The sequence below is a fragment of the Desulfonatronum sp. SC1 genome (assembly GCF_003046795.1).
GTDB lineage: Bacteria > Desulfobacterota > Desulfovibrionia > Desulfovibrionales > Desulfonatronaceae > Desulfonatronum.
In genome coordinates this window covers 46,333-71,914 of sequence record NZ_PZKN01000001.1, presented here as the reverse complement: position 1 = coordinate 71,914, position 25,582 = coordinate 46,333, and the positions used below count along the sequence as shown (strand labels likewise).

23 protein-coding genes and 1 tRNA gene are annotated in these 25,582 nt (G+C 60.3%); 18 read left to right on the top strand and 6 right to left on the bottom strand.

Annotated features, from left to right (window positions below; all coding sequences use genetic code 11):
- Nucleotides 1–31 precede the first annotated feature (31 nt).
- The 12 genes from pyrH to C6366_RS00250 all read left to right on the top strand — a co-directional run bounded on the left by pyrH (nt 32) and on the right by C6366_RS00250 (nt 13,954).
- Complete coding sequence (gene pyrH / locus C6366_RS00305) at nt 32–754, top strand: UMP kinase (RefSeq protein WP_107735361.1); 723 nt, start codon at nt 32–34, stop codon at nt 752–754.
- 2 nt (nt 755–756) lie between these two features.
- Nucleotides 757–1,311 carry a ribosome recycling factor gene (gene frr / locus C6366_RS00300; RefSeq protein ID WP_107735360.1) on the top strand — a complete coding sequence of 185 codons (555 nt, stop codon included), beginning with the start codon at nt 757–759 and terminating at the stop codon, nt 1,309–1,311.
- 6 nt (nt 1,312–1,317) lie between these two features.
- Entirely contained in the window at nt 1,318–2,022 is a 705-nt protein-coding gene (gene uppS, locus C6366_RS00295) for a polyprenyl diphosphate synthase (RefSeq protein WP_255412068.1), read from the top strand.
- 71 nt (nt 2,023–2,093) lie between these two features.
- The gene (locus C6366_RS00290) at nt 2,094–2,891 is read left to right on the top strand and encodes a phosphatidate cytidylyltransferase (RefSeq protein ID WP_107735359.1); all 798 of its coding nucleotides are present in this window, start codon (nt 2,094–2,096) and stop codon (nt 2,889–2,891) included.
- Between the two features lie 190 nt (nt 2,892–3,081).
- Nucleotides 3,082–4,308, top strand: coding sequence for a 1-deoxy-D-xylulose-5-phosphate reductoisomerase (gene dxr / locus C6366_RS00285; RefSeq protein WP_107735358.1), 1,227 nt, complete (start codon nt 3,082–3,084; stop codon nt 4,306–4,308).
- Nucleotides 4,309–4,484: 176 nt separating this feature from the next.
- Nucleotides 4,485–5,549, top strand: a complete 1,065-nt coding sequence (gene rseP, locus C6366_RS00280; RefSeq protein WP_107735357.1) for an RIP metalloprotease RseP — start codon at nt 4,485–4,487, stop codon at nt 5,547–5,549.
- Nucleotides 5,524–6,399, top strand: coding sequence for a tRNA (adenosine(37)-N6)-threonylcarbamoyltransferase complex dimerization subunit type 1 TsaB (tsaB, locus tag C6366_RS00275; RefSeq protein ID WP_107735356.1), 876 nt, complete (start codon nt 5,524–5,526; stop codon nt 6,397–6,399). The genes rseP and tsaB overlap by 26 nt, the downstream gene beginning before the upstream one ends.
- Nucleotides 6,396–8,711 (top strand): DUF3536 domain-containing protein, encoded by a 2,316-nt coding sequence (locus C6366_RS00270; protein WP_233248343.1) that lies wholly within the window; start codon nt 6,396–6,398, stop codon nt 8,709–8,711. The genes tsaB and C6366_RS00270 overlap by 4 nt, the downstream gene beginning before the upstream one ends.
- Nucleotides 8,708–9,187 carry a hypothetical protein gene (locus C6366_RS00265; protein WP_107735355.1) on the top strand — a complete coding sequence of 160 codons (480 nt, stop codon included), beginning with the start codon at nt 8,708–8,710 and terminating at the stop codon, nt 9,185–9,187. Before C6366_RS00270 ends, C6366_RS00265 begins: the two co-directional genes overlap by 4 nt.
- Before the next feature lie 34 nt (nt 9,188–9,221).
- Nucleotides 9,222–10,328, top strand: coding sequence for an FAD:protein FMN transferase (locus C6366_RS00260; protein WP_107735354.1), 1,107 nt, complete (start codon nt 9,222–9,224; stop codon nt 10,326–10,328).
- 348 nt (nt 10,329–10,676) lie between these two features.
- Nucleotides 10,677–12,365, top strand: a complete 1,689-nt coding sequence (locus C6366_RS00255) for an aspartate:alanine exchanger family transporter (protein WP_107735353.1) — start codon at nt 10,677–10,679, stop codon at nt 12,363–12,365.
- A 149-nt stretch (nt 12,366–12,514) separates the two neighbouring features.
- Nucleotides 12,515–13,954, top strand: a complete 1,440-nt coding sequence (locus C6366_RS00250) for an MBL fold metallo-hydrolase RNA specificity domain-containing protein (RefSeq protein ID WP_107735352.1) — start codon at nt 12,515–12,517, stop codon at nt 13,952–13,954.
- A gap of 27 nt (nt 13,955–13,981) precedes the next feature.
- Here the strand turns inward: C6366_RS00250 and C6366_RS00245 are convergent, their stop codons facing one another.
- The 5 genes from C6366_RS00245 to C6366_RS00225 form a co-directional block, all read right to left on the bottom strand.
- Nucleotides 13,982–15,757, bottom strand: coding sequence for an ATP-binding protein (locus C6366_RS00245; RefSeq protein ID WP_158269575.1), 1,776 nt, complete (start codon nt 15,755–15,757; stop codon nt 13,982–13,984).
- A gap of 7 nt (nt 15,758–15,764) precedes the next feature.
- Entirely contained in the window at nt 15,765–17,003 is a 1,239-nt protein-coding gene (locus C6366_RS00240) for an HDOD domain-containing protein (RefSeq protein WP_107735350.1), read from the bottom strand.
- Between the two features lie 739 nt (nt 17,004–17,742).
- Nucleotides 17,743–17,835: transfer RNA gene (locus C6366_RS00235), tRNA-Ser, on the bottom strand.
- Nucleotides 17,836–17,848: 13 nt separating this feature from the next.
- The gene (locus C6366_RS00230; RefSeq protein WP_233248342.1) at nt 17,849–18,376 is read right to left on the bottom strand and encodes a nucleoside deaminase; all 528 of its coding nucleotides are present in this window, start codon (nt 18,374–18,376) and stop codon (nt 17,849–17,851) included.
- Nucleotides 18,377–18,510: 134 nt separating this feature from the next.
- Nucleotides 18,511–19,326: a phosphoribosylformylglycinamidine synthase subunit PurQ gene (locus C6366_RS00225; protein WP_107735542.1), complete on the bottom strand. Its 816-nt coding sequence runs from the start codon at nt 19,324–19,326 to the stop codon at nt 18,511–18,513.
- A 216-nt stretch (nt 19,327–19,542) separates the two neighbouring features.
- On the opposite strand from C6366_RS00225, the gene C6366_RS00220 reads away from it, so the two are divergent.
- The 5 genes from C6366_RS00220 (at nt 19,543) to C6366_RS00200 (ending at nt 25,074) form a co-directional block, all read left to right on the top strand.
- On the top strand, nt 19,543–21,186 hold the full coding sequence (locus C6366_RS00220; RefSeq protein ID WP_107735349.1) for a CTP synthase: 1,644 nt from the start codon (nt 19,543–19,545) through the stop codon (nt 21,184–21,186).
- Between the two features lie 13 nt (nt 21,187–21,199).
- Nucleotides 21,200–22,015, top strand: a complete 816-nt coding sequence (kdsA, locus tag C6366_RS00215) for a 3-deoxy-8-phosphooctulonate synthase (RefSeq protein ID WP_107735348.1) — start codon at nt 21,200–21,202, stop codon at nt 22,013–22,015.
- On the top strand, nt 22,005–22,532 hold the full coding sequence (locus C6366_RS00210) for an HAD family hydrolase (protein WP_107735347.1): 528 nt from the start codon (nt 22,005–22,007) through the stop codon (nt 22,530–22,532). The genes kdsA and C6366_RS00210 overlap by 11 nt, the downstream gene beginning before the upstream one ends.
- Nucleotides 22,533–22,714: 182 nt before the next feature.
- Nucleotides 22,715–23,773: a lipopolysaccharide heptosyltransferase II gene (gene waaF / locus C6366_RS00205; protein WP_107735346.1), complete on the top strand. Its 1,059-nt coding sequence runs from the start codon at nt 22,715–22,717 to the stop codon at nt 23,771–23,773.
- Nucleotides 23,774–23,868: 95 nt separating this feature from the next.
- Nucleotides 23,869–25,074 (top strand): glycosyltransferase family 4 protein, encoded by a 1,206-nt coding sequence (locus C6366_RS00200; RefSeq protein WP_107735345.1) that lies wholly within the window; start codon nt 23,869–23,871, stop codon nt 25,072–25,074.
- A 32-nt stretch (nt 25,075–25,106) separates the two neighbouring features.
- Here C6366_RS00200 and C6366_RS20600 read toward each other — a convergent pair whose 3' ends face one another.
- The gene (locus C6366_RS20600; protein ID WP_368731474.1) at nt 25,107–25,325 is read right to left on the bottom strand and encodes a CatA-like O-acetyltransferase; all 219 of its coding nucleotides are present in this window, start codon (nt 25,323–25,325) and stop codon (nt 25,107–25,109) included.
- Between C6366_RS20600 and C6366_RS20175 the strand changes: the two genes are divergently transcribed.
- On the top strand, nt 25,251–25,520 hold the full coding sequence (locus C6366_RS20175; protein ID WP_233248340.1) for a hypothetical protein: 270 nt from the start codon (nt 25,251–25,253) through the stop codon (nt 25,518–25,520). The two genes, C6366_RS20600 and C6366_RS20175, sit on opposite strands and share 75 nt — an antisense overlap.
- The last annotated feature ends 62 nt before the right edge of the window (nt 25,521–25,582 follow it).

Sequence of the window (25,582 nt, the reverse complement as noted above, 5' to 3'; positions counted from 1 at the left end):
TCAACGGGCGGCCCGGGCCGCTGGAGTAGGCATGACGGAACTGCGCTATCCCAGAATATTGCTGAAAATCAGCGGCGAAGCCCTGGCCGGGCCCAACCAGTTCGGAATCGACCCCGAGACCATCGACACGTTCTGCCGGGAAATGGTCGAGGTCGCCGAACTTGGGGTCGAATTGGCCCTGGTGATCGGCGGGGGGAATATTTTTCGCGGTCTCTCCGCCGCCTCCCGGGGCATGGACAGGGCCGGGGCGGACTACATGGGCATGCTGGCCACGGTGATCAACTCCCTGGCCGTGCAGGACGGCCTGGAAAAGCTGGGGCTGACCACCCGGGTGATGACCGCCTTCCCAATGCAACAGGTGGCCGAGCCCTACATCCGCCGTCGGGCCATCCGGCATCTGGAGAAAAAACGGGTGGTGATCTGCGCCGCGGGCACCGGCAACCCGTTTTTTACCACGGACACCGCCGCGGTCTTGCGCGGGGCCGAACTTAAGGTTCAGGCCATCCTCAAGGCCACCAAGGTGGACGGAGTCTACAACAAGGATCCGAAAAAGGATCAAGACGCCCAGCTGTTCTCGCACATCTCCTACATCGACGTCCTGAAAAAGCGCCTGCAAGTCATGGACTCCACGGCCATTTCCCTGGCCATGGACAACAATCTGCCCATCGTGGTCTTCAATCTTTTCACCAAGGGCAACATCAAGCGGGTCGCACTGGGAGAACCGACGGGAACGCTGGTCACAGGAGGAGAGTAAGCATGGCATCCGTACTGGACGACAACAAGGAACGCATGGAAAAGTCCCTGCAAAGCCTGGACAGGGAATTCAATCGGCTGCGCACCGGCCGGGCCTCCGCGGCCTTGCTGGACGGGATTCGGGTGGACTACTACGGCACGTCGACCCCTTTGGATCAACTGGCTTCCATCTCCATCCCGGACAGCCGGACCATTTCCATCCAGCCCTGGGATCGCGGGGCGTTCAAGGATGTGGAAAAGGCCATCCTCAAGTCTGATTTGGGCCTGAACCCGGTCAACGACGGTAAGACCCTGCGGATTATCATCCCGTCCCTGACCGAGGAGCGGCGCAAAGAACTGGTCAAGATCGCCAAGAAGTTCACCGAGGAGGCCAAGGTCAGCATTCGCAACATTCGGCGCGACGCCAATGATGCGCTGAAGAAGCAGGAAAAGGCCAAGGAGATCACCGAGGACGAGCTACGCAAGACTCAGGACGATGTCCAGAAGCTGACGGACGACTACATCGCCAAGACTGACGCCGTGTTCGCGGTCAAGGAAAAAGAAATCATGGAGATCTGAGCCGACTTGTCCTCCTTTCCCCGGCATATCGCCATCATCATGGACGGCAACGGACGATGGGCCGAACACCACGGCCTGCCGCGCACCGAAGGCCATAAGGCCGGCACCCGCTCCGCCCGCAAGATCGTCACCCAGTGCCGCAAGCTAGGCATCCCGCACGTTACGTTCTATACCTTTTCCAAAGAGAACTGGTCCCGGCCCCGGGAGGAGGTCTCGTTTTTGTTCGAGATGCTCCAGTCTTATCTCAAGAGCGAGATGGATTCCCTGCTGGAGCGGGACATCCGACTGCATGTGCTCGGTGACTGGGACGAACTCCCCTTTGCCCTGCGCCAGATCCTGCGGCACGTCTGCTCCAAGAGCAGCCACTGCAAATCCATGGTCGTCAATTTGGCCCTGAACTATTCCGGCCGCGAAGAGATCGTCCGGGCCTGCCGAAAACTCGTCAGCCAGGGCATACCCACGGATCGGATCACTGAACAACTCCTTGCCGACAATCTGGACACTGCCGGCCAGCCTGACCCGGACCTGATCATCCGGACCAGCGGCGAACAGCGGTTGAGCAATTTTCTCCTGTATCAGGCCGCGTACAGCGAACTGGTCTTCACGCCGGTGATGTGGCCGGACTTTGACGAAGACTGCCTGCAAGAGGCCCTGGACGAGTATGCCAGACGATCCCGCCGTTTCGGGGGCCTGGAGCAACACGTTGCCTGATCCTTCCAGTTTTTTTTCTTGCCCCCTTCCTTAAAACCCATCCTCACCACGAACCTCTGACCAGCATCATCATGCCCTTGACCTCGCACCACAAACGCTTGTTGACCGGGCTACTGCCGTTGCCCATCCTGCTCTGGATTTTGTTTTCCGGCGGGGTGCCGCTGTTGCTTCTCGTAATGATCCTGGCCGCTCTGGGCCAATGGGAATTGTATTCCATGTTCTGGAAGGGAGAACGACCAGGTTGGAAGGTGGTGGGCGTCACCAGCGGGGCGTTTTTTTTGTTGGCCGCGTACCTGGCCCCACCCGCCGTTCCGGCGGCCCTGGCCGGACTGTTCTGTCTGTTCGGAGTCTTGTTTCTGGTCAGCTACAGCTCTGACCCCGAAACCGCGTCGTTCTCGGATGCGTTGTTGCTTTTTTGGGGCTGCTGCTACCTGCCCCTGTTGCTGCACTTCGCCCTGGGGTTGGCTTGGCCGGAACTGTTGCTGGTGGTGGCAGCGGCGTTTCTCTCCGACACGGCCGCCTATTACACCGGTTCCAAGTGGGGCCGTCGTCACGTCTGGCCGTCCATTAGCCCCAAGAAGACCTGGGAGGGCAGCGGCGGCGGAATGGCGGCCTGCGTGGGGGCCTGCGTGATCGTGGGGTTGGCCTGGGGCGCGGCGAGTGCTCCGGCGTTCATCCTCCTCGGGGTCGTCTTGAACCTGGCCGCCCAGGTGGGGGATTTTTTCGAGTCCGCTGTGAAGCGCTCCCAGAGCGTCAAGGATTCCGGCACGCTTCTGCCCGGCCACGGCGGCATTTTGGACCGCATCGACAGCCTGCTTTTCGTTTTACCGGCTTACTCGGCCCTGAGCCTTGTTTATCCTTTCTTTTAGCAGTCCGTTATAATATCCCCCATTGCCGCGTCGCCGTAAAAAAACAAATTTTCACGTATCAATAAATACGCTTCGATCTTGAACGTTTTTTGCTCCTTGCAGTTGTTTTTTTGAACGGACTGCCGACAAAGGACTGTTTTCAACAGTTAATACCGTGACCCATCACTCCACCGTACCGGACCCGTCCAATATGCCCTCCCTCCACGCCTGCCGATATATCAGCGCCTTGCCTCCGGCAGCGACGTCCGTTCCGCGCGGCTTGGTCATCCTGGGCAGTACCGGTTCCATCGGTCGCAGCGCCCTGGAGGTGATCAGCGAGCACTCGGAACGCTTTTCCGTGCTGGGGCTGGCCGGGGGGCGCAACGTTCGCCTGTTGGCTGAACAGGCTGCGCGGTGGCGGCCCGAGATGTTGGCGGTGCTGGATGCGGCCTTGGCAGATGAACTGAGGGAGCTGCTGCCTTCGGGTTATGCTCCGGAGATCGTTCACGGCCAGGAGGGGTACGAGGGGCTGGCCCGATTGCCTGAAGCCCAAATGGTCCTCTCCGCCCAGGTGGGTGCTGCCGGATTGCCGGCCACGTTGGCCGCTGCCCGTGCCGGGAAGATCATCGCCCTGGCCAACAAGGAATCTCTGGTCCTGGCTGGAGCCATGATCCGAGACGCCTGCCGCCGTTACGGGGCCATGATTTTGCCCGTGGACTCAGAGCACAATGCGGTGTTTCAGTCCTTGCGCGGCGAGACGTGCTCCAGTTTGCAGCGGATCATTCTTACGGCCTCGGGTGGTCCGTTTCGGGATCTGGACGCGGCGGAGCTGGACGCGGTCACGGTGGGTCAGGCCCTGGCCCATCCCAACTGGTCCATGGGGGCGAAGATCAGCGTGGATTCCGCAACCCTGATGAACAAAGGTCTGGAAGTGATCGAGGCCTGCCTGCTGTTCGGACTGGATATGGACCAAGTGGCCGTGCTGATTCATCCCCAGAGCATTGTTCATTCCCTGGTGGAGTTCACGGATCGTTCCCTGCTGGCCCACCTTGGCCCCGCGGACATGCAGGTGCCCATCTCCCATTGTCTTGGGTATCCGGAGCGTCTGGGACTGAGTCTGGCCCCCTTGGATCTGCTTCAGGCCGGAACCCTGACCTTTCGGGAGCCTCGGACCGACCTTTTTTCCTGTCTGGAACTGGCACGGGAGGCCTACCGCGCGGGCCCCAGCCATCTGGTGGTCCTGAACGCGGCCAACGAGGCCGCCGTGGATCTATTCCTGAACGAACGTATCTCCTTCACGCACATCCCGGCCCTGATCCGCCGCGCTCTGGATAACCATGTCGGGCAGTCCGTGGACTCCCTGGAAACGATTCTGGAGCTTAGCATCCTCGTCCAGGGCCAGACGCGACGCTTGGCCGACTCCGGTGCCGGTGTCTGAGTTTTCGTGGCAAGGCTTGACTTGCGACCGAGAAGTCTCAAAATACCTTCCAAGACCATTACGCTCCTTTCTTCGGTTCGGCCATGAGAAACGTCGGTTGTCACTGACCGGCATTTTGAGCCGCATACCAGCGCGAGCCGAAGCCTTCTTCCAACCAAACAGCCATTGAGTTTCGAATGCAAAGCGTCTTAGCCATTATTCTCGTCCTTGGAGTTCTGATTTTCTTTCACGAACTGGGTCACTTCATCGTGGCTCGTCTATTCAAAATCGGCGTACCGGTTTTCGCGCTGGGATTCGGGCCGAAGCTGTTCGGGTTCCAATACGGCGACACGGAATATCGGCTTTGCGCCGTTCCTCTGGGCGGATACGTCAAGCTGGCCGGGGAAAGCGCCCAGGACGACCTGGGCGAGGGCATTCCGCCTGAATCCAGTTTCAGCCTCCGGCCGCCCTGGCAACGTATCCTGGTGGTGGCCGCCGGCCCGGTCTTCAACTTTGTCCTGGCCATATTCATCTACTGGGGGCTGTTCTGGGCGCACGGGCAACAGGAATTGCTGCCCGTGGTGGGCCAGGTGCTGGAGGACAGTCCGGCCCAGGCCGCGGATTTACGCGACGGGGACATGGTCCTGAGCGTCAACGGCCAGGACATCCGCTACTGGAGCGAGCTGGCCGAGCGTATTCAGCAGTCCGAGGGGCAGACCATGCTCCTGACGGTGCAACGGGAAAACCGGGTGATGGACGTCGCGGCTCAGCCCCGGGTGGAGGTCCGCCAAAACCTTTTCGGCGAGGACATCAAGGTGGCCATGCTGGGCATCACGGCTTCGGGGGAGACCCAGTCCATCGCTTTGGGTCCGGGCACGGCCCTGGTCGCTGGGGCGGAACAAACCTGGACCATCGTCGTGCTCACGGTGCAGGGAATCATCAAGCTCATCGAGCGGATTATTCCGGCGGACAACATCGGTGGACCAATCCTCATCGCCCAACTGGTCAGCGAGCAGGCCTCCGAGGGGCTGACCAACCTGCTGGCCCTGACCGCGCTGATCAGCATCAATCTCGGTCTGCTGAATCTTTTGCCTATACCTGTGTTGGACGGGGGGCACATTCTCTTCTACACCATTGAGACGATCACCGGAAAACCACTCAACCCCCGGATGCAGGAAATCGCTTACAAGCTGGGAATCGCCTTTCTGATCGCGCTGATGACCTTCGCGGTATTTAATGACATCCATCGCTTCTTCAAGTGACCGCTCTTCCACGGGGTCCGTTATTACCGGAAGCGGTGAAGCTCCGTCGCGCCTCCTGCTGACGCTGAACGGCGTGGAGGACCGAGTCCAGATCGTCCTGGCCCGGGGAACCACCCTGGTTTTGCACCAGGAATGGGCCGCCCCGGCTCGGGTGATGCGTTTTCTGGTTCCAGCCCTGGAGCAAGCTCTGAATCTTCTCGGGCTGAAAATGCACGATCTTTCCGGCATCGCCTGCGTCCGGGGGCCGGGCAATTTCACCGGCCTGCGCCTTTGTCTGGCAACGACCTATGGTCTGGCCATGGGCGCGGGCCTGCCCATGGGCGGGCTGGATTACCTGCCTTTGCTGGCCGCTGGTCCGGCCCCGATGCTCCAGGGCCGCTTGGCCGTACTGACCCATGCCCGGACCCGGCTGGTCCATGCCCAGTCGTTTCAAGTCTCCGCCTCGCCTGCTTCCCGGGAAATCTCGACAGAACTTCGCGTAACGCCCCTGAACGATCCGCGAATTCTGGCCGTGGACATCCCTTCCGATCTCCATTCGCTCCTGGGGGACGATGATCAGCCGTTGTATCTGCTGGGCAGTGGAGTGCGGCGCAACCTGGAATGGATCAAAGCCGAATTGCCCCAAGCGCGTGTTCTCGATCCTTCCTGGGATGCTCCCCAGGCCCATGTCTTGATTCAGGCGGCCATGAACGCCACATTCGGCCTAACGCCCATCGAACCGCTGTACCTGCGGCCCTGCGATGCCGAGGAGAACTTGGAGTTTTTCGCGGCCAAACGAGGCTTCACCGGCCGGGAGGCCAGGGACAGAATCCGGGAGGAAACAACAGGGGAAGTGGAGGAACGATCATGATGACCACACGCAAGGTCTGCATCCATGGGCATTATTATCAGCCTCCGCGCGTTGATCCGTGGCTGCGCGAACTGCTGCCCGAGGGCAGTGCCGCGCCGGGGCTGAACTGGAACCAGCGGATTTTGGAGGAGTCCTATGCACCGCTGGCCTGGGCCCGGCGCAGGGACGCCCAGGGTCAAATCACGGACCTGATCAACTGCTATGCCTGGACCAGCTTCAATTTTGGCCCAACCCTGCTTTCCTGGCTGGAGCAAGCCGATCCCGCGTGCTACGCCCGGATTCTGGACGCCGACCGTCAGAGCCTGGAGCGTTGGGGGCACGGCAACGCCCTGGCCCAGTGCTATCACCACATCATCATGCCCCTGGCCTCGCCCCTGGACAAGGAAGTGCAACTGGCCTGGACCGCGGCGGACTTTCGGGTGCGTTACGGGCGTGAGCCGGAAGGGCTGTGGCTTTCCGAGGCAGCGGTGGACACCCCGACTCTGGAAGCCGTGGCCCAGGCCGGATTCCGCTTCGTGGTCCTGGCCCCACGCCAGGCCCGGGCCGTGGCCGACCTGGACGGCGCGAACCAACGCGACGTGGATGAATCCAGCCTGGACATTAGCGAACCCTATGCCGCCGCGCTGCCGTCCGGGCGGGAGCTGTCCGTATTTTTTTATCATGGGCCTATCTCCCAGGCCGTGGCCTTTGAACGGCTCCTGGAAGATGGCGGGCGCTACTTCCAGCGGATCAATCAGGCTGCTGGCCGGGGACTGCTCTGCGTGGCCACGGATGGGGAGACCTATGGCCATCATTTTTCCTTCGGCGAAATGGCCCTGGCCTATGTCCTGGAGCAGATTCGTCAGGGTCGGGAAGGATTGGAGCTGACCAACTTCGCGGCCTATCTGGCCGTCAACCCGCCCACTCGCCGGATACTGCTCCACGAACCGTCCTCCTGGAGCTGCGTCCATGGGGTGGAGCGCTGGCGCACGGACTGCGGCTGCGCTGACGGCGGGCATCCGGGCTGGAAGCAGCGCTGGCGAGGGCCGTTGCGCGAAGCTCTGCACAGCAACAAACAGCGCGTGGATGAGCACTATTTCATCGCCGGCCGACGGTGCTTCGTTGATCCTCGCCGCGCCTTGCTGGATTATGGCCGCTTGCTGGCCGGCGGCGTCTCGCGATCCGATTTTCTCGACCAGCACGCCGCTCCGGGACTTTCCTCGCGGGAGGAGGCAACCGCCGTCAACCTGCTGGCCATGCAGGAATGGGCCATGTGTTCCCTGGCCAGTTGCGCCTGGTTTTTCGACGAGATCAGCCGGGTGGAACCGCTCAACGCCATGGCCTATACCCTGCGCTCCATGGAGCTGGCCCGGTCCACCGGGGCCAGAGACTGGTCACCGGATTTCGTTCGGATCATGGCCGCGGCGATGTCGAACATTCCGGGCAAGGGCACGGGAGCGGACCTGTGGCGCACTCACGTTCTGCCTCGTAGCATGACTTTGGCCTCCTGGACCCTGCTGGGTTTGCTCATGGACGGAGAAAACGGTGAGCAAGCGCACGCCGACCGAGATTCAGGGCGACGCATCCAACGCACCTGGGTCGGAGCGCAACTGGTACTGGACTTGGACAGGACTTCAGAGGCCGACGGCGCGGAAGTTCGAGGCAGCGGTCAGCTAACGTCCTCCAATACCGGAGCTGTCGAATCCTTTTCCTGGCGCTGGAAGCCGGAACATTCTGGGCGCGTCTGCGTAATCGTGGGTACACCGGAAGGAGCCGTGGATTCCTGTTCCATCGCGGATCTGGCCTGGAACAGGCGTGAACTGATTTCCCTGGCATGGCTGGAACGTCGGACCCAGGCTTGGTGGGACGGGCAGCTCCGATTCGCGAACTCCGCCCTGGTCCAGTTTCAAGGATGGCAGGAAGACCAACATCTTCCGGTTCGGGAAGACGTTTGGCTGTTGCATCTGCCCGGACTGGCCTGGGCTGAACTCGTCCTGGGTCGGACGGCTGACGACCAGGAGGAATTCCACGCCTTCCTGCGCACCAACTGGAGACCACTGAGGGAATTCGATATCCGCCTGACCGGGCATATTCTGGAACTGCTGGCTTCCGAGCAACCGGAGTGGACCGAGGCGGGCCATATCATTGACCGCCTCGCGGTCCTGGGCCTGCCGCTCAATCTTTGGGCCGTGGAAAACCGGCTCTGGGAACTGAACCAGAAGTTTCCGGAAGCAGCGGGCTTGGCCCGCAAGCTCGGCATTCATCCTCAAACAGAGGCTCCGAGGGTTATAGTCACGACGGGCGAGGCGGGCAAGACAGGTAGGCCCAGGTGATCACCCGTTCCATACATATCCTCCCCTGGGTCGTCGCACTGGCCTTGGCCGTAGCCTGCCTGTCGCTCTACGCCAAGCTGCACCAATCACGGGACGCCCTGCGTCTGTGCGAAATGGAAAGCCGTGACTTGCGGGAGCAGTTGGACGTGGCCAATCTGGCGCCGCTGCTCTCCATCCAGCGCGAAATTCAACCCAGGCTGAGCGAGTTCGAACTGCGCCGCTTACAACGCAAGGGCCTGTCCAATCCGGTCTATGACCTGATTCAGAATCTAGCCAGCCGCTCGGACCTGATCCCAGCCGAAGCCTTCTTCGGCGGCAGTATGCACATCATCACCGGGGAAACCTACGTCCTCACCGACAGATGGGTCCTGGCCGGGTTCGAGGACGGCCACGTTCGCGGCAACCTCTGGCTGGAATACGACGTGGACCAGGCCGGACGCATCTCCTGGCGTGTTCTTGGCTGGTACATGAATTGAGGGCTTCGGCCCGGTTTTTCGCGCTACCTTGCCCATGTTTCCACAATTTTTTTTTCTCTCTCGCGCCTCCCGGTATGACCTTCGAATCTGCTTTGCATCCGTATTCAGCGCAGCCCTGCTGACCGGAATCTTGTCGTTGCTCTTCGGCTGCGACCGGCCCTCGGAGCATGTCTTTCGCGGGAAGACCATGGGCACGGCGTATACGGTACGCGCGACTCATGCTCCGGCCTCGGCTCTTTCCGGACTGGAAAAGGCGATTCAGGACCGACTGGAGCAGATCAACGCCTCCATGTCCGTCTATCGTCCGGAAAGTGAAATTTCCCGGTTCAACGCCCTTTCCATGGGTGAATCCATGCCCATTTCCGAAGACTTTGAGTACGTCCTCCGGGTTTCCGCACAGGTTCACGACCAGACCGGAGGGGCGTTCGACCCGACGGTCAACCCCTTGCTGGACATCTGGGGCTTCGGCCCGGAAGCCGCGAATCGGGAATCATGGCGTCCTCCACCGGAAGAAGCCGTGCGCCATGCTCTGGCTTCGGTGGGGCTGCACATGGTTGACGCCTCGACGTCCGGACGGCTGGGCAAGCTGCATCCGGACGTGCAACTGGATATGGGGGCCGTGGCCAAGGGGTTTGCCGTGGACGCGCTGGCCGAGCTGCTGGAGGATCGAGGGATACGAGACTATCTGGTGGACATCGGCGGCGACGTCCGTGTTTCCGGACGCAGTTCGGAAGGGAAGCCGTGGCGCATTGGGGTGAACAAACCAGAGCGAGGCCAAGACTGGAACGAGGTCCTGCTGGTGCTGCGCCCTGGCCACGGCGCTGTACTGACCAGCGGCGACTACCGGCAATTCTTCGAGCAGGATGGACATTTTTTCAGCCACATCCTGGACCCGCGCACCGGCCGCCCGCTGGACAACAACGTGTCCAGCGTCACCGTCCTGGCTGAAAACGCGACCTTCGCCGACGCCCTGGCCACGGGCCTGATGGTGCTTGGCGTTGAAAAAGGCCTGGAACTGGTTGAATCCCTGTCCGGGGTGGAGGCGTTGTTTCTGGTCAGAGTTGGCGGGGATGGCATGGAGGAAATTTTGGAGGTCCGCAGTTCAGGTATTGCGCAATCTTTGTTCGGAGCACCCCCCTGAGGCATCCCCGTCCGTCGCCCACGAACAATCGAGGCACGGAGAAAGCCAAACCCGTCAAGTCATGGCGTTATACCAATCTAATTCGATAATGCGCTATTCGCTAAAGATAATGCAGTTATCGGGGTCGGCGTCGGAGTCGGCATCGGAATCGATGAGGATTTAATACCCATAGTCTGACTTCGACCCCGATAGCGAAGCGCCGATTCCGATAGCGACGCCGATAGAGAATCGCTGATTTAGAAATGGTATTAGATCGGATAAAGCAAGCTGAATGCTCGCTCATCAGCCGCGCGAGAACAAGCTTCACGGGTTTGCAATGGCACTGGAAAGCGACTACGGGTTGCTTCCATGGTCATCGACGTCGTTTCGCTGCTCCACGCCAACAACCTGCTGGTATTCTTCCTTGTTCTTGGCCTGGGCTACCTGGTCGGCAACCTGAACTGGCGTGGGTTCGAAGTGGGCGCGACCTCCGGGGTGCTCTTGGCCGGTTTGTTCTTCGGCCACTTCGGTTTTCTGGTGCCCCACGCCGTGCAGGAAGTCGGGTTCGTCCTGTTCATCTACTCCGTGGGCTTGCAGGCCGGCCCCCGGTTTTTCAGCGTCTTCGCCCAGGACGGCTTGAAGTACCTGGCCCTGTCCGTAGTGGTCGTGCTCAGCGCCATGGGCGCGGCCCTGCTCCTGGGGGCCATGCTGGAACTCGGTCCGGCCATGATCGCCGGAATGGTCGCCGGCGCGTTGACCAGCACGCCGACCCTGGCCGCTTCCGAGGCCGGAATCCGCGACGGTCTGGCCCACGCCCTGTCCGCAGAGCAAATCGAAGTTCTCCTGGGCGACCTCACGGCCAGCTACGCCATCACCTATCTTTTCGGGTTGGCCGGACTGATCGCCTGCATCCGGTTTCTGCCCAGGCTGCTGCGCATAGACCTGCCGGCCGAAGCCGCCAAGCTGGCCCGGGAGAGCCGGAGCGGCTTCGGTACGGACGAGGGGGAGGACCAGGATCTGGAAGAGAGCCGCAGCCTGCGAGTCCGGGCCTTTGAGGTCACCAATCCAAAGATCATCGGTAAACCACTGCGGGACTTGCAGTTCGTGCGGACCACGGGGTGCGTGATCCAGCAGGTTCGACGCGGGGATGAACTGTTCCTGCCCGACGCCCAGACCACCCTGCAACAGGGAGATTTGGTCGCCGTGGCCGGCCCACTGTCCAAGCTGGAAGGATTGACCGACTACATCGGCCCGGGAACTTTCGACGCCCATCTCCTGGAAAACCCCATCGACACCGTGGCCGTAGTGGTCAGCAAGCCCGAGGCCGTGGGCAAGCGGATCAGCGAGCTGCACATTCCCGCGGTCTACGGCTGCTTCATTACCAGGGTCATCCGGACCCAGGTGGAACTGCCGATGAACCTGGATTTTCAGGTGGAAAAGGGCGACGTGCTGGTGGTCACCGGCCTGAAGAACCGCCTGGAGCGCTTGGTCAGCACCTTCGGTTACGTGGAGCGTCGATTCGTGCAGACCGACCTGCTGACCTTCTGCTTTGGCATTGTCGGCGGCATGCTACTGGGCCAGATCAGCGTAAAGATCGGCGACGTGGCCGTGGGCCTGGGTACGGCCGGAGGCCTGCTCTTCGCCGGACTGATCATCGGCTTTCTGCGCTCCATGCACCCGACCTTCGGCCGGGTCCCGCCCGCGGCGCGCTGGATTTTGCGGGAACTGGGCCTGCTCTTTTTCATGGCCGGCATCGGGGTCAAGGCCGGGGTAGGCATCGTGGACGCCCTGCTGTCCGTGGGCCTGCCGCTTTTTTTCAGCGGAATGGTGATCACCCTCACTCCTGTCATCGTCGGCCTGCTCTTCGGCCGTTTCGTGCTCGGCATCCAACCCGCCCTGCTCCTGGGAGCCATCACCGGCGCAATGACCAGCACCCCCTCCCTGAACGTGATCACCCAAGCCGCCAAAAGCCCCATCCCCGCCCTGGGCTACGCCGGAACCTACACCTTTGCCAACGTCTTCCTGGCCCTGGCCGGAACGGTGCTGGTATACCTGTAATCGTCGCACCTCACGCGAAAAAGACCGTCGCTTCCGTAACTGTTCAGCACAATGAGGATTGGGGCCACTGGAATGTGGCTGACTTGCAAAGTTCGGCAGGTAATTCCTATAGTGCCAAGGAGTTCCAACGTTTTGAAAGGAGAGAATTCATGCAGCCGATCATTGATCATTACGGAGGCGCCAAGGGCGTCACAGGCAGTTGCCATCACCTGCGCCTGGACAAGGAGCGGGCCTTGTTGGTGGATTGCGGCCTCCGCCAAGGCACGGACGCGCCTGAAGGAGACGATTCCGCCAATCAAGCCATTGATTTTCCTGTTAACGATCTGGTCGCTCTGGTGGTCACCCATGTGCATATCGACCACATCGGCCGTTTGCCGCATCTGGTGGCCGCGGGCTATACAGGGCCGATCCTGTGCTCCAAACCCTCGGCCAAACTGCTGCCTCTGGTAATTGAGGATGCCTTGAAGATCGGATTTACCCGCAATAAACGACTGATCAATGATTTTTTAGCCAAGGTGAATTCCAGGTTGCAAGCCTTGGAGTACAAGCAGTGGCATACATTAATCGATGATCAATCTTTGCGGGTTCGGATCAAGCTGCAACGTGCCGGACATATCCTGGGGTCCAGCTACGTGGAGGTGGACATCACCGCCAAGCGGACATCCAGAAGCGCGGGCAAAAGCTCGAGTTCCAACCACCGGGTGGTCTTTTCCGGGGATCTGGGCGCACCGCATGCACCGTTGTTGCCCGTGCCCCGCTCTCCCTACCGGGCGGACACCCTGGTATTGGAAAGCACCTACGGCAACCGCTTGCATGAAGACCGCCACACCCGGCGGCACAGGCTCAAGGCCGCGGTGGACCGTGCTCTGGCCGACGGCGGGACCGTGCTCATCCCGGCGTTCAGCATCGGGCGAACCCAGGAACTGCTCTACGAGTTCGAATCCCTGGCCCATGACGGCGGGACAAAATGGCGGGAACTGGAGATTATCGTGGACTCCCCCCTGGCAAACAGATTCACCAAGGTCTACCGTGAACTGAAGTCCTACTGGGATACCGAGGCCCATGACCGGCTGCGCGCCGGCCGGCACCCCTTGGCTTTCGAGAACCTGACCACCGTGGACAGCCACAAGCAACATATGGAGATGGTAGAACGACTGGCCCGGACCAGACATCCGGCAGTGGTCCTGGCGGCCAGTGGCATGGCCGCGGGCGGGCGGATCGTGAACTACCTGAAGGCCATGCTCGGTGACCCCAGGCACGATGTCCTGTTTGTCGGCTATCAGGCCCCGGGCACCCCGGGTCATGCCATTCAGCGCTACGGACCAGAAGGCGGCTGGGTGATCCTGGACGGAGAACGGCTCACCATCCGCGCCAAAGTGGAAACCATCAGTGGCTACTCGGCCCATGCCGATCAACGCGACCTGGTCAATTTCGTGAAGCGGATGCGCAAATGGCCCAGCCAAATCCGTCTGGTGCACGGCGATCAAGGCGCGCGAGAGGTCCTGCGCGTCGAACTGCTCAAAATGGCCCGGGAACGCGGACACCCCATGGAAGTGGTGCTGCCCGGAGACGACATGGGGCAGGGATGAGCCAAGGGGGCCGCATTCCAGCCGAAATCACCCCAGAACCTCGCTCACTTTGGCCTCCAGGTCCCGTAGGTGATACGGCTTTCCGAGAAAGCCTTTGGCTCCGGACAACAGGAGATCCTTGCTCTGGCATTTGGCCGCATTCCCGCTGATGATCAACACCTTGGCCGAGGGGTCCAGGCGCAACAGCGCCTGGAGACATTCGCATCCGCCCATGCCCGGCATGCTCAAGTCCAGCAGGACCAGGTCGATGAATTTGCCGTCGCGCTGATACACATCCAAGGCCTGCTCTCCGCTGGCCGCGCATTGTACGACATACCCGAACGACTCCAAGGCTTCCAGGGTCAATTCCCGGATTTCCGGCTCGTCGTCCACCACCAGAATGGTTTCGTTGCCGCCTTTGGAGATGGCCTTGCGTGGCTCGTCGCATTTTGCCTCGCGCCCCTGGTCCGCAACCGGCAGATAAACTGAAAAAATCGTTCCTTGGCCGCGCTGGCTGGCACATTGAATGTAGCCGCCATGCGCCTTGACGATACCGTAGACCGAGGCCAAGCCCAGGCCGGTGCCCTTGCCCACTTCCTTGGTGGTAAAGAAAGGGTCGAAGACATGTCGTAAGACTTCCGGCTCAATGCCGACCCCCGTGTCCGCCACCGTCAAGAGCACATACCTCCCGGGTTTTGCGCCCATGTGCGAGCGAACGAACTCCTCGTCCAGGGTCACGTTATGCGTTTCAACGGCCAACCTGCCTCCGGCGGGCATGGCGTCCACGGCATTTTTCGTCAGGTTGAGAATTATCTGCTCAATCTGCACCGGGTCGGCGCTTACCGACCATGTGTCGTTCTGTATGCCCAGTTCAACACGAATCGAAGCAGGAATGGTTCCCTCAAGCATTCCGGCGATTTCTTTCAGCTCTTGCCCGAGGTCGATGTGCTGCATTTGGGGCTCGGTTTTGCTACCAAAGACCAACAGTTGCCGAACCAGAGCCGTCGCGCGATCAATGGATTTACTCACCGTGCGCAGATGCTTTGCCTCAAAATCTCCGCCCGGATTGGTATGGAGGAGAACCTCAATTTTGCCGCCCATGATCTGCAGTAAATTATTGAAGTCATGGGCCACGCCCCCGGCCAGAATGCCCAGGGACTCCATCTTCTGGGCCTGGAGCAATTGGCCTTGCAACTTTTCCCGTTCCGCCTCGGCCCGCATGCGGTCGGCCATTTCTTCTTCAAGGTGTTCGACCTTTTCCTCCAGCGCGGAGTTGACCCGGCGAATCAGCCGATACAGCTCATAACTTTCCAAGGTTTGGGCAGCAGACTGCATCATGATTGAAAAAATGGCCAAGGACGTGTCCGGGATTGATTTTCGAGAATCCATGGGAATGCCCAAAAAAAAGCCCCGGCACCGGGTAATCGTGTTCAGGGCATGCATGAGCACCTCGCACCCGTCAACCTCGACGAACGTATGGCTCTCGTCATGCAAAGCCAGGGACATGGTCCGATCTTCAACAAGAAGGTCGAAAACAGCACTGAGATGAGGCGCGGATTCCATCGGCCTGCACAGGGCCATGTTCAGGACCGAGGTCTGCTCATCCATCAGGTAGAATGCGGCGGCTTTCCACGGGATCAACTGATGGATCTTGTCATGAAACTCCGCAAGGATCGTCCGCGGATTATCAATGCGATTCAGACTGGTACCTTGCCTGCCCATTTCCAACACCAGTTGAAGCGCCTGGAGGGATGCCCGGTTGACCTCTTCCAGATACGACACGCGACGGATGCACGAATCAGAAAAATCCACAGGGGGAGGCATTGGTCTGTTATCCGAAAAAAATTCGCATGATGTGTCCAACCTGGGCATCGACTTGGCGAGCCAGCACCGGCAGCACGTTCTTGGATAATCCCAAACTTTCCCAAGCGTGGTTGTCCAGAGGCGGAACCAAGGTTGCGCCGCTATCGCCCAGAGCCAAAGAGTGGGCTAAAAAATCAGCGACATGGACCATGACCGCATCTCGGGCATATCCGCAAGCACCAGGAGAGTGATGGTATCTCACGGCCAGCAGCAGATTATCCGGCAACTGCCATTTCTCCAGGACCAACTCGGCTAGGCTTGCATGATCAAAGCCCCAGCGCGCTTTTTCCAGATCATGCAAGGCCACCTTCAGGCCGCGGGATTCGGAGAATATGGACTGAACCGCCTGCACTCGGTTTTTGAGCATGATCAATCGTCCGACATCATGGAGCAAACCGGCCACGAAAAAATGCTCCTTATCCTGCTCGTTGCAATGCGCGGCCAAAACCATGCCAACAATGCCGCAAGCCACGGAATGCTTCCAAAAGCCGACCATGTCCAACATTTCGCCTTGCGCCCCCTGGAACATATTGATCACGGAGATGCCCAAGGCCAGGCCCGCGACTTTCTCTTGGCCTAAAAGCACGATGGCCCGGGAAATAGTGTCGACTTTTTGCGGAAATCCGTAATACGGAGTGTTCACGACCTTGAGGAGCTTGGCCGAGAGGGCCACGTCCTTGCCGACCACTTCCGCGACGTAGGCTGCGGAAGCCAGTGGATCACTGGAAGCCTGTAAAATGTGACGTAAAATGTCTGGGTGCGAGGCCAGTTCGAGTTCCTGTTGAACAATGTCCTCCACCTTCTCACGGCCGGACAATACCTGCTCAGAGGGGCCGGAATCAGACAAGTTCAGCACCTCGGAAGCATCGTCTGCATTGAGAGCCAAGGCTTGAGCCTTGCGCAGGATGTACAGCTTGACCGCCTCTCGTACCATTGGATGGCGCACATCAGTCAGGCAAAATTTAACTTGGGCCGTGCAACGGGCTTTTTCCAAGTCCTCGGGGTTCAGAACCGGAGGCGGCGCCTCGGCATCCTGGTTGCCCTCCCCCAATATATCGCCCTCGACGACCCCCCATATCTTGCAAGTTTTGATATGCTGCTCAGTGAGTTGAATCCCCTCGGGCAACAGCATTCTTCCTTGCGAAGATTTCAAATCAGCGGCTAAAACCATGCCCGGTTTGAAATCATCCACCTTAACCAGCCCCATACAACCTACCCTTCAAGAAAACTCAGGGTTTGGAATTCAATGTCATCACTTCCTGAGACGCCACTGAACTGAAGTGGAAATTACTTAGCGCATACGGTATTGGATCATTCGTCAGCACTGGAGTCCGGCTTTCGCCGGAAGGACTTATCGGAATATACTTTTTTCTAGGCAGTCATGCCGACGAAAGCCGGCGCGTTACCGCTATCCCAATCTCCTTAAACGATTTTGCTGAATAGCTACCAACAAACATGCTTTTTTTCGACTTAATAAATATCAACCAACGGATCAAAAGTCACCAACAACCCTCTTTGGATTCAAGGCAACTATGTTGTGAGCCAAACACACGAAGATATTGAGGCTGGTGAGCTTCGATGAGACAAATTAGTTCTGCCTCTGGACCGGAGGAGATTTCCGCCTTGTCTCGGACTCGGAGAAGAAAAGGCCGTGTATCATGGACATGGGCGCTTGCGCATGACGGATTCCCAGCTTTCCGCATTGATCTAAGGGGCTCTTTCATGGGATTGGATACATAATCTTATCAGAAACGAATACTCGAGTCTCCTAATTGCAGGGCAAGCTGCCGGCTTTCGTAAACCTTGACAAGGCCAAGAAAGCTAAGTTTTCTAAGAAATTCGCTATTTTATGGCATTTTAGACAAAAAAAGCCGCTTAAATCCTTTTCCAAGTCAAGGAGATAAGCGGCCTTTTAGTTTAACGTGGCTTTTCTTGGATTAATAGAATGGCGGAGAGGGTGGGATTCGAACCCACGTGCCCCGGTTAAGGGACAAGGCGATTTCGAGTCGCCCCCGTTACGGCCACTTCGGTACCTCTCCGGTTATGGCATGATCAGAAAGCGGTTGGCTCGTCGCTAGACGGTTTGCTTCGGGCGGTTGTTGCAAGTAAGTTTTTTCTGCGTCCGGCGAAAAAGGAGCCCAGCAGATTGCTGCTTTCCTCGGCCAAGACGCCTTCGATCACCCAGAAACGATGGTTCAGCCAATCCAGGTCGTTGATGTTGATGCGTGAAAGTACGGCTCCGGCTTTGGGGTCCCGGGCACCGAAGACCAGGCCGGCAACGCGGGCCTGGATCAGGGCTCCAAGGCACATCAGGCACGGTTCCAGGGTGACGACCAGGACGCAATCGGCCAGGCGGTGGTTTCCGACCTTGATCGCGGCTTCGCGCAGGGCCAAAATTTCAGCGTGCCCAGCAGGGTCTTGGCCCGTCAGGGTCATGTTGTGCGCCGCAGCCAGCAGCGTTCCGGCCAAATCCAGAACCACCGCACCCACCGGCACTTCTCCGCGGTCCCGAGCGGCCTGGGCTTCGGTCAGGGCCAGCCGCATGGGGTCCTGCCAAGGGTACTTGCCACCGCGAGTCATGGACGGTTCTCCTGCATTTCGGGCCGGAGAACCCTTGCGACGTCACTGCTCAGGACTTTCGTGTCGCTCTCAAAGAGCAAGTAGGAAGCTGTACGAGATGGCTTCATGGCTGTCAAGAATGCCCGTGTCGCGATTCACTGTTTTCGCGCACGCAGAAAGGCCACGCCGTTGGTCAGGAGCGTGACGCCCAGAGGGGCTTGATCTCCACGGGTCCAGGATGGATGGTTGGTCGGATGGTTGTAGGCTTCGGGATGGGGCATCAGGCCGAGAATGCGTCCCGTGGGGTCGGTCAGTCCGGCGATGCCTCCGGGTGATCCGTTGGGGTTATAGGGGTACTCCATGGTCGGCTTGCCGGTTTCGGGGTCAACGTAGCGCAGGGCCACGAGGCCGTCGCGCTCCAGGGCCTCCAGGGTCGGGTCATCCTTGGGAACGAGCTTGCCCTCACCGTGGCGAACCGGCAGGTACAACCGGTCCAGTCCGGAGGTGAACACGCAGGAGCTGTTCGGGTTGGTTCGTAGGTGAACCCAGCGGTCTTCGAACCTGGCCGAGTCGTTGTGGCTCAGGCTGACTCGGCGTTCCAACGCGCCGTGTTCCGTGCCGGGAAGCATGCCCAGCTTGACCAGCAGTTGAAAGCCGTTGCAGATGCCCAGGATCAGGCCGCCGACGTCGAAAAAGCGCTTCAACTCGTCCACCAGGGACGCACCGGAGGCTGTTTTGGCGTAGCGCCAGCGCAAGGCCGCGGCTTGGGCCGCCCCCAGGTCATCGCCGTCCAGAAAGCCTCCGGGAAAGATCAGAAAATTAAAATCGCCCAGCCGCACGTCTCCGGCGAGCAGTTCGGAAAAATGCGCCACCACGACCCGGTCCGCGCCGGCCAGTGTGGCCGCATGGGCGGTTTCACGCTGGCAGTTGGTCCCATATCCCGCGAGCACCAGCACATTGACTTTGCTCATGAACAAGGCCTCCCAAAAAAGAAAAACAAGCTGACTTTGAATCCACAACTGTCGTAAATCTGAGGGCATAGAGGCAAGCGCCGCGTTCGTCAACCATGACCTCGGTAGATTTTCACGATCTTTTGCGGCAAGATGCATTGGTTTTGGGGGACGCTGTTTCCCCGAACGGGCTTCCAATCGTCGCGACACGGCGTATTTCCTTCAATAGGAGTCGGCATGAAAACCAAGTTCATATTCGTCACCGGCGGGGTGCTCTCGTCTCTGGGCAAAGGGCTGGCCGCCGCGTCCATCGGGGCGCTGTTGCAGGCCAGGGGGTTGACGGTCACCATCCAGAAACTCGATCCCTACATCAACGTGGACCCGGGCACGATGAATCCGTTCCAGCACGGGGAAGTCTACGTGACCGACGACGGGGCCGAAACCGACCTGGATCTGGGCCATTACGAGCGCTACATGAACATTTCCATGTCCCAGCGCAACAACTACACTTCGGGTAGTATCTACAACTCCGTGATCACCAAGGAGCGCCGCGGGGACTATCTAGGCGGAACCGTGCAGGTGATCCCGCATATCACCGACGAAATCAAAAGCGCGGTGCTCAGCGTCGCCCAAAACGACGAGGACGTGGCCATCATCGAAATCGGCGGCACGGTGGGCGACATCGAAAGCCTGCCTTTTCTGGAGGCCATTCGCCAACTGCGTTCCAACCTGGGTAAGGACAATGTCCTGTACATCCACCTGACCCTGGTCCCGCTGATGCGCGCCGCCGGGGAGTTGAAAACCAAGCCCACCCAGCACAGCGTCAAGGAGCTGCGCTCCATCGGCATTCAGCCGGACATCATCCTCTGCCGCAGCGAAGTGGACCTGGGCAAGGACATCAAGGCCAAGATCGCCCTGTTCTGCAACGTTGACGAAGACGCGGTGTTCACGGCCGTGGACGTCAAGAGCATCTACGAAGTGCCCTTGGCCCTGTACGAGGAAGGGGTCGACCAGAAGATTGCCATTTTATTGCGACTTCCGGCCAAAAATCCGCACCTTCCGTGCTGGAAGGAACTGGTTGCCAGACTGAAGGCCCCCAAGGACGAGGTGCGTATCGCCATTGTCGGGAAATACGTGGACCTGCGCGAGTCCTACAAGAGCCTGCACGAGGCCCTGATCCACGGAGGCGTGGCCCACGACGTTTCCGTGCATCTGGAGTACGTCAACTCCGAGGATCTGACGGAAGCCTCCGTGGCCGAGGCCATGGCCGGGATGCACGGGGTGCTGGTGCCCGGAGGTTTCGGGCATCGCGGGGTGGAGGGCAAGATTGCGACCATCCGGCACGCCCGTGAGCAACAGGTCCCGTTTTTCGGCATCTGTCTGGGCATGCAGTGCGCGGTGATCGAATTTGCCCGCAACGTCCTGAACCTGCCCACGGCCAACTCCGAGGAATTCGACCCCACCACCGCGGACCCGGTGATCTACCTGATGTCCGAGTGGTACGACCATCGTCGGCAATGCCTCCAGAAGCGCGACGCGAGCTGCGCCAAGGGCGGGACCATGCGTCTGGGCGCGTACCCCTGCCGGATCAAGCCGGAAACGAAAGCCTTCGTCGCCTACGCCGAGGAACTGGTCCAGGAGCGCCATCGCCACCGTTACGAGTTCAACGCCCGCTACGCGGAACGCTTCGAAGCCTCCGGCATGGTGCTCAGCGGCCTTTCCCCGGACAACGCCCTGGTGGAAATCGTCGAACTGACCGATCATCCCTGGTTTCTGGGCTGCCAGTTCCATCCGGAATTCAAATCCCGCCCCCTAGTGCCGCACCCGCTATTCCGGGACTTCATTGGCGCGGCCCTGGCCTTTAAAAATACACGCAAGTAAGAACGGATATCCCATGATCGACCCAAAACAACTGTATGAACGTTCCCGGTCAGGCCCGTTTCTCATCGCCGGGCCATGCGTGCTGGAAAGCCTGGAACTGGCCCTGGAAGTCGGGGAGTCTCTGGCGGCCACGGCCGAGCGCGAACAGATCCCCGTGATATTCAAGAGTTCCTTTGACAAGGCCAACCGCAGCTCCCTGGAATCCTTCCGCGGTCCGGGCCTGGAGCGGGGCCTGGAGTGGCTGGCCGAGATCAAGGAGCGAACCGGCCTGCCCGTGGTCACGGACATCCACGAGCCCAGGCAGGCGGCCATCGTGGCCCAAGTGGCGGACGTGATCCAGATTCCCGCCTTCCTCTGCCGCCAGACCGATCTGCTGCTGGCCGCCGGGGAAACCGGGCGGATCGTGAACATCAAGAAGGGCCAGTTCGTGGCCCCCTGGGATCTGCTGCCCGCCGTGGCCAAGGTGCGCTCCACGGGCAATTCCCTGATCTGGCTGACCGAACGGGGCAACAGCTTTGGATATAATAACCTGGTGGTGGATTTTCGTTCGATTCCACTGCTGGCCGAATCCGGACACCCGGTAATCTTCGACGCCACCCACTCGGTGCAGCTTCCCGGCGGCAAGGGGCACGCCTCGGACGGGCAACGGGAGTTCGTCCCGGTCCTGGCCCGGGCCGCCGTGGCCGCTGGGTGCAACGGCCTGTTCCTGGAGGTCCACCCCCGGCCTGACCAGGCCCTGTGCGACGGGCCCAACAGTTGGCCTTTGGACAAGCTGCCCGCGCTGTTGGGCGACTTGCTGCGGATCTGGAGGCTCGGCCATGAATGCTGAAGAACGTGCCCGACGGATTCGGCTGCTGATCCTGGACGTGGACGGGGTGCTCACGGACGGCGGGCTGTATTTCGACGCCCAGGGACGGGTCAGCAAGCGCTTCAACGTCCAGGACGGGTTGGGAATCAAGATGGCTCAGTCTACTGGGCTGGAGTTTGCCATCATCACCGGCCTGGATTCCCCGGCCGTGGCGGCCAGGGCCAAGGAACTGGGCATCACCGAATACCACCCCGGCCAAGTCAAAAAAGCCCCGATCATCCGGGAGATCTGCCGGAGCAGGGAGCTTGATCTTTCCCAACTGGCCTACCTCGGCGACGACTGGGTGGACGCGGCTCCCCTGCGCATGGTCGGCCTGCCCATGGCCGTGGCCAATGCCCAGCCGGAGATCAAGGAGCTGGCCGTCTGGACCAGCCAGGCCGTCGGGGGCCACGGCGCGGCGCGCGAAGCCATCCGGTTCATCCTCACGGCCCAGGGCGCGCACGAGCCACTGTGGCGGCAGTGGCTGAACGACGAATAATATCATTTCTCATTCAGCGATTCTCTATCGGCGTCGCTATCGGAATCGGCGCTTCACTGTCAGGGTCGAAGTCAGGCCATGCGCATTCAAGCATCATCGATTCCGATGCCGATTCCGACCCCGACTCCGACTCCGACTCCGATAACTGCATTTTCTTTAGCGAATTACGCAATGCTGTTCACATGGGTTTGAGCCCTTCAAGAATTCTGCTGGTCGGCCCTTCTTGGGTCGGAGACATGGTCATGGCTCAGAGCCTGGTCCAGGTGCTGATCCGCCGGTTCCCGGGCGCGGAAGTGGACGTCCTGGCCCCGGCCTGGAGCGCGGCTCTGGTGGCGCGAATGCCCGGAGTGCGACGGGCCGTGACCATATCCGCCGGGCACGGACGACTGGGTCTTTGGGAGCGCCTGACCCTGGCCCGCCGCCTGCACGGAAGCTATGACCAGGCCATGGTTTTGCCCAACTCCCTGAAATCGGCCTTGGTGCCGTTCCTGGCTCGGATTCCTCGGCGCGCCGGGTATCTCGGCGAATGCCGGTACGGCCTGCTGAACGATCCGCGTAAACTGGACAAGCACCGCCTGCCCATGACCGTCCAACGATTCGTGGCTCTGGGGCTGCCCAAGGATGCGAGCCACCCGCCCGACGTGCCCGCTCCGCGTCTCGAAGTCCATGCCGCGAACGTGCAAAACGCTCTGACCGAATTGAACTTGGACGTCGGCCGCGACATCCTGATCCTCTGCCCCGGAGCGGAGTACGGCCCGGCCAAGCGCTGGCCGGCCGAGCATTTCGCCGAAGTAGGCAGGGTCCTGGCCGGATGGGGCTGGAAGGTCTGGGTGATGGGATCAGCCAGGGACGATGAAACGGCCCAAACCGTGTGCGAACTGATCGGCCCGGCGGCCGTGAACCTGGCCGGGCGAACTTCCCTGGCCCAGGCCGTGGACCTGATTTCCCTGGCCCGGGCCGTGGTCAGCAACGATTCCGGTCTGATGCACGTGGCCGCGGCCCTAAATCGTCCCCTTGCGGCGATTTACGGCTCCTCGGACCCCGGCTTCACCCCGCCGCTCAGCCCAACCTCGCGCGTCGTGTCCATGGGCCTGAAGTGCAGTCCCTGTTTTCAACGCCAGTGTCCGGAGGGTCACCTGAACTGCCTGCGCAAGCTGACTCCGGATCGTGTTCTGGACCGGTTGGCCGAACTAATCCCGGATCTGGATACGGGACGGCCCGTGAAAGCCGGGGAGCGTTAGGGATATGGCTGTTGCTGACTTGTGGCGCGGGCATCCTGCCTGCGCGGACAGGCAAGATGCCTGTCCCACCATTTTGATGCCTCCTGACTCCCTATATGCCTGATTTGCCCCCCATTCCCACTTCCGACTCAGGTCGACCGACGGTCTACGTGGTCCGCCGTCAATCCACGGGCGGCGGGGCTGAAACCGCGGCCGCGCGGCTGGTGGAGCATTTGTCCGCGTCCTGGGAGGTTCACCGGTTGGCCGCCGGAACCCGCATCGCGGGCCGGAAGTTGTCCGGCGGCAAGGGGCCGGGCTGGTGGCGAGCCCTGCGCTTCGCGGCCGACGTGGACGCGGCCCTGGCCGACCAGCCCGGCGTGATTCTCAATCTGGAGCGAGGGCCCAAGTGTCACGTTTACCGAGCCGGAGACGGGGTGCATCTGCGCTGGCGCTCGCTGCGTTTTGGCAGCTCCCCGTTGTGGATGACCAATCCCCTGCACTGGCTCTACCCCCGCCTGGAAGCCAAAACCGTCGCCTCCGCCCGCCTGGTGGTCACAAACTCTGAAATGGTCCGCCGGGAGATGGAGCGGACCTATCCCCAGGCCGCTCACAAGCTGCGGGTGGTGCTCAACGGCTTTGATCCGCGACTTTTCTTTCCGAACCCCGACCCGACCAAGCAGTCGGCCCGAGCTATTGACCTGCCGGAATTGAACCTCCCGAGTCAGCTGGAGCCATGCCGCCTGTTCCTTTTCGTGGGCAGCGGCTGGCAACGCAAGGGACTGGCCCAGGCTCTGGAGCTTCTGGCCGCCTACAATCAAGCCGTTATGCCTAATAAACCACGGGGTGTGCTGCTGGTGGTGGGCAAGGGTCGACCTGAACGGTACCGATCACTGCTTCGAAAATGGAATCTCGACTCCCAGGTACATTTTTTAGGCTTCCGTTCGGAACTGACCCGATTATATCAAGCCGCGGACGTCCTGGTTCTGCCCACGCTCTACGACCCTTTTGCCAACGCCTGTCTGGAAGCCATGGCCTGTGACTGTCCGGTGATCACCACCGCCAACAACGGCGCCGCTGAAGTGATCGCCCACGGACGGACCGGCTACGTGCTCAAAAAATGCTTAGGGAACGACTTTGCCGACGCGGTACACTGGCTGCGCACCGCGACCCGCCGACCCGGAGAGGTGGCCGAAAGCGTGGCCGGGCTGACCGTGGATCGGGAAATGCGGGCGTTTTCGGCCTTGATGGAGGACGCCGGGGTGAATGGCCTTCAGCAAGCACAACGTCCGTCCATCCCGAAGAACAGACGGTCTGATTTCTGAGCAGGTGAGGGGCTGCCCCGTGCTCCATCACCTCAAAGCGCCCTGCCTTTCGTCGCTGGCGAGAATCCTGCATCAGGGGCTGAACATAAGTCTTGGAACGTGTTGATTAAGGCCGAGATATGCAGGCCATCAGCCAAACCATGATGGACTTGGACGTTTAAGGACATGACGTGTCCATGACCGCGCTTCATGAAACGCCCCCAGATTATGCGCGGGAAAGAGTCCGCCGGTTTGAGGTGTACGGGATTGATAAGGGATGTGAAATGGAGCCAGGGCAGGCAACTGATGTAAATCAGGTCCGCACTGTCAGAATCAAGGCCCCCCTGCTTTACGCCGCTCTGCGCATCCTCCTTTATGGGTGCGTTGATCTCCAAAAAACGCATTATCTCATCCGCATGACGTCCACGGCAAAAATTGAGCTTGCCGTCCGTGGTCTGCTACCGTAAAGGACGGGTGAACCACATCGAAAAGGAGAATCTCATCATCCACGACGCGCCTTAGAAACCAG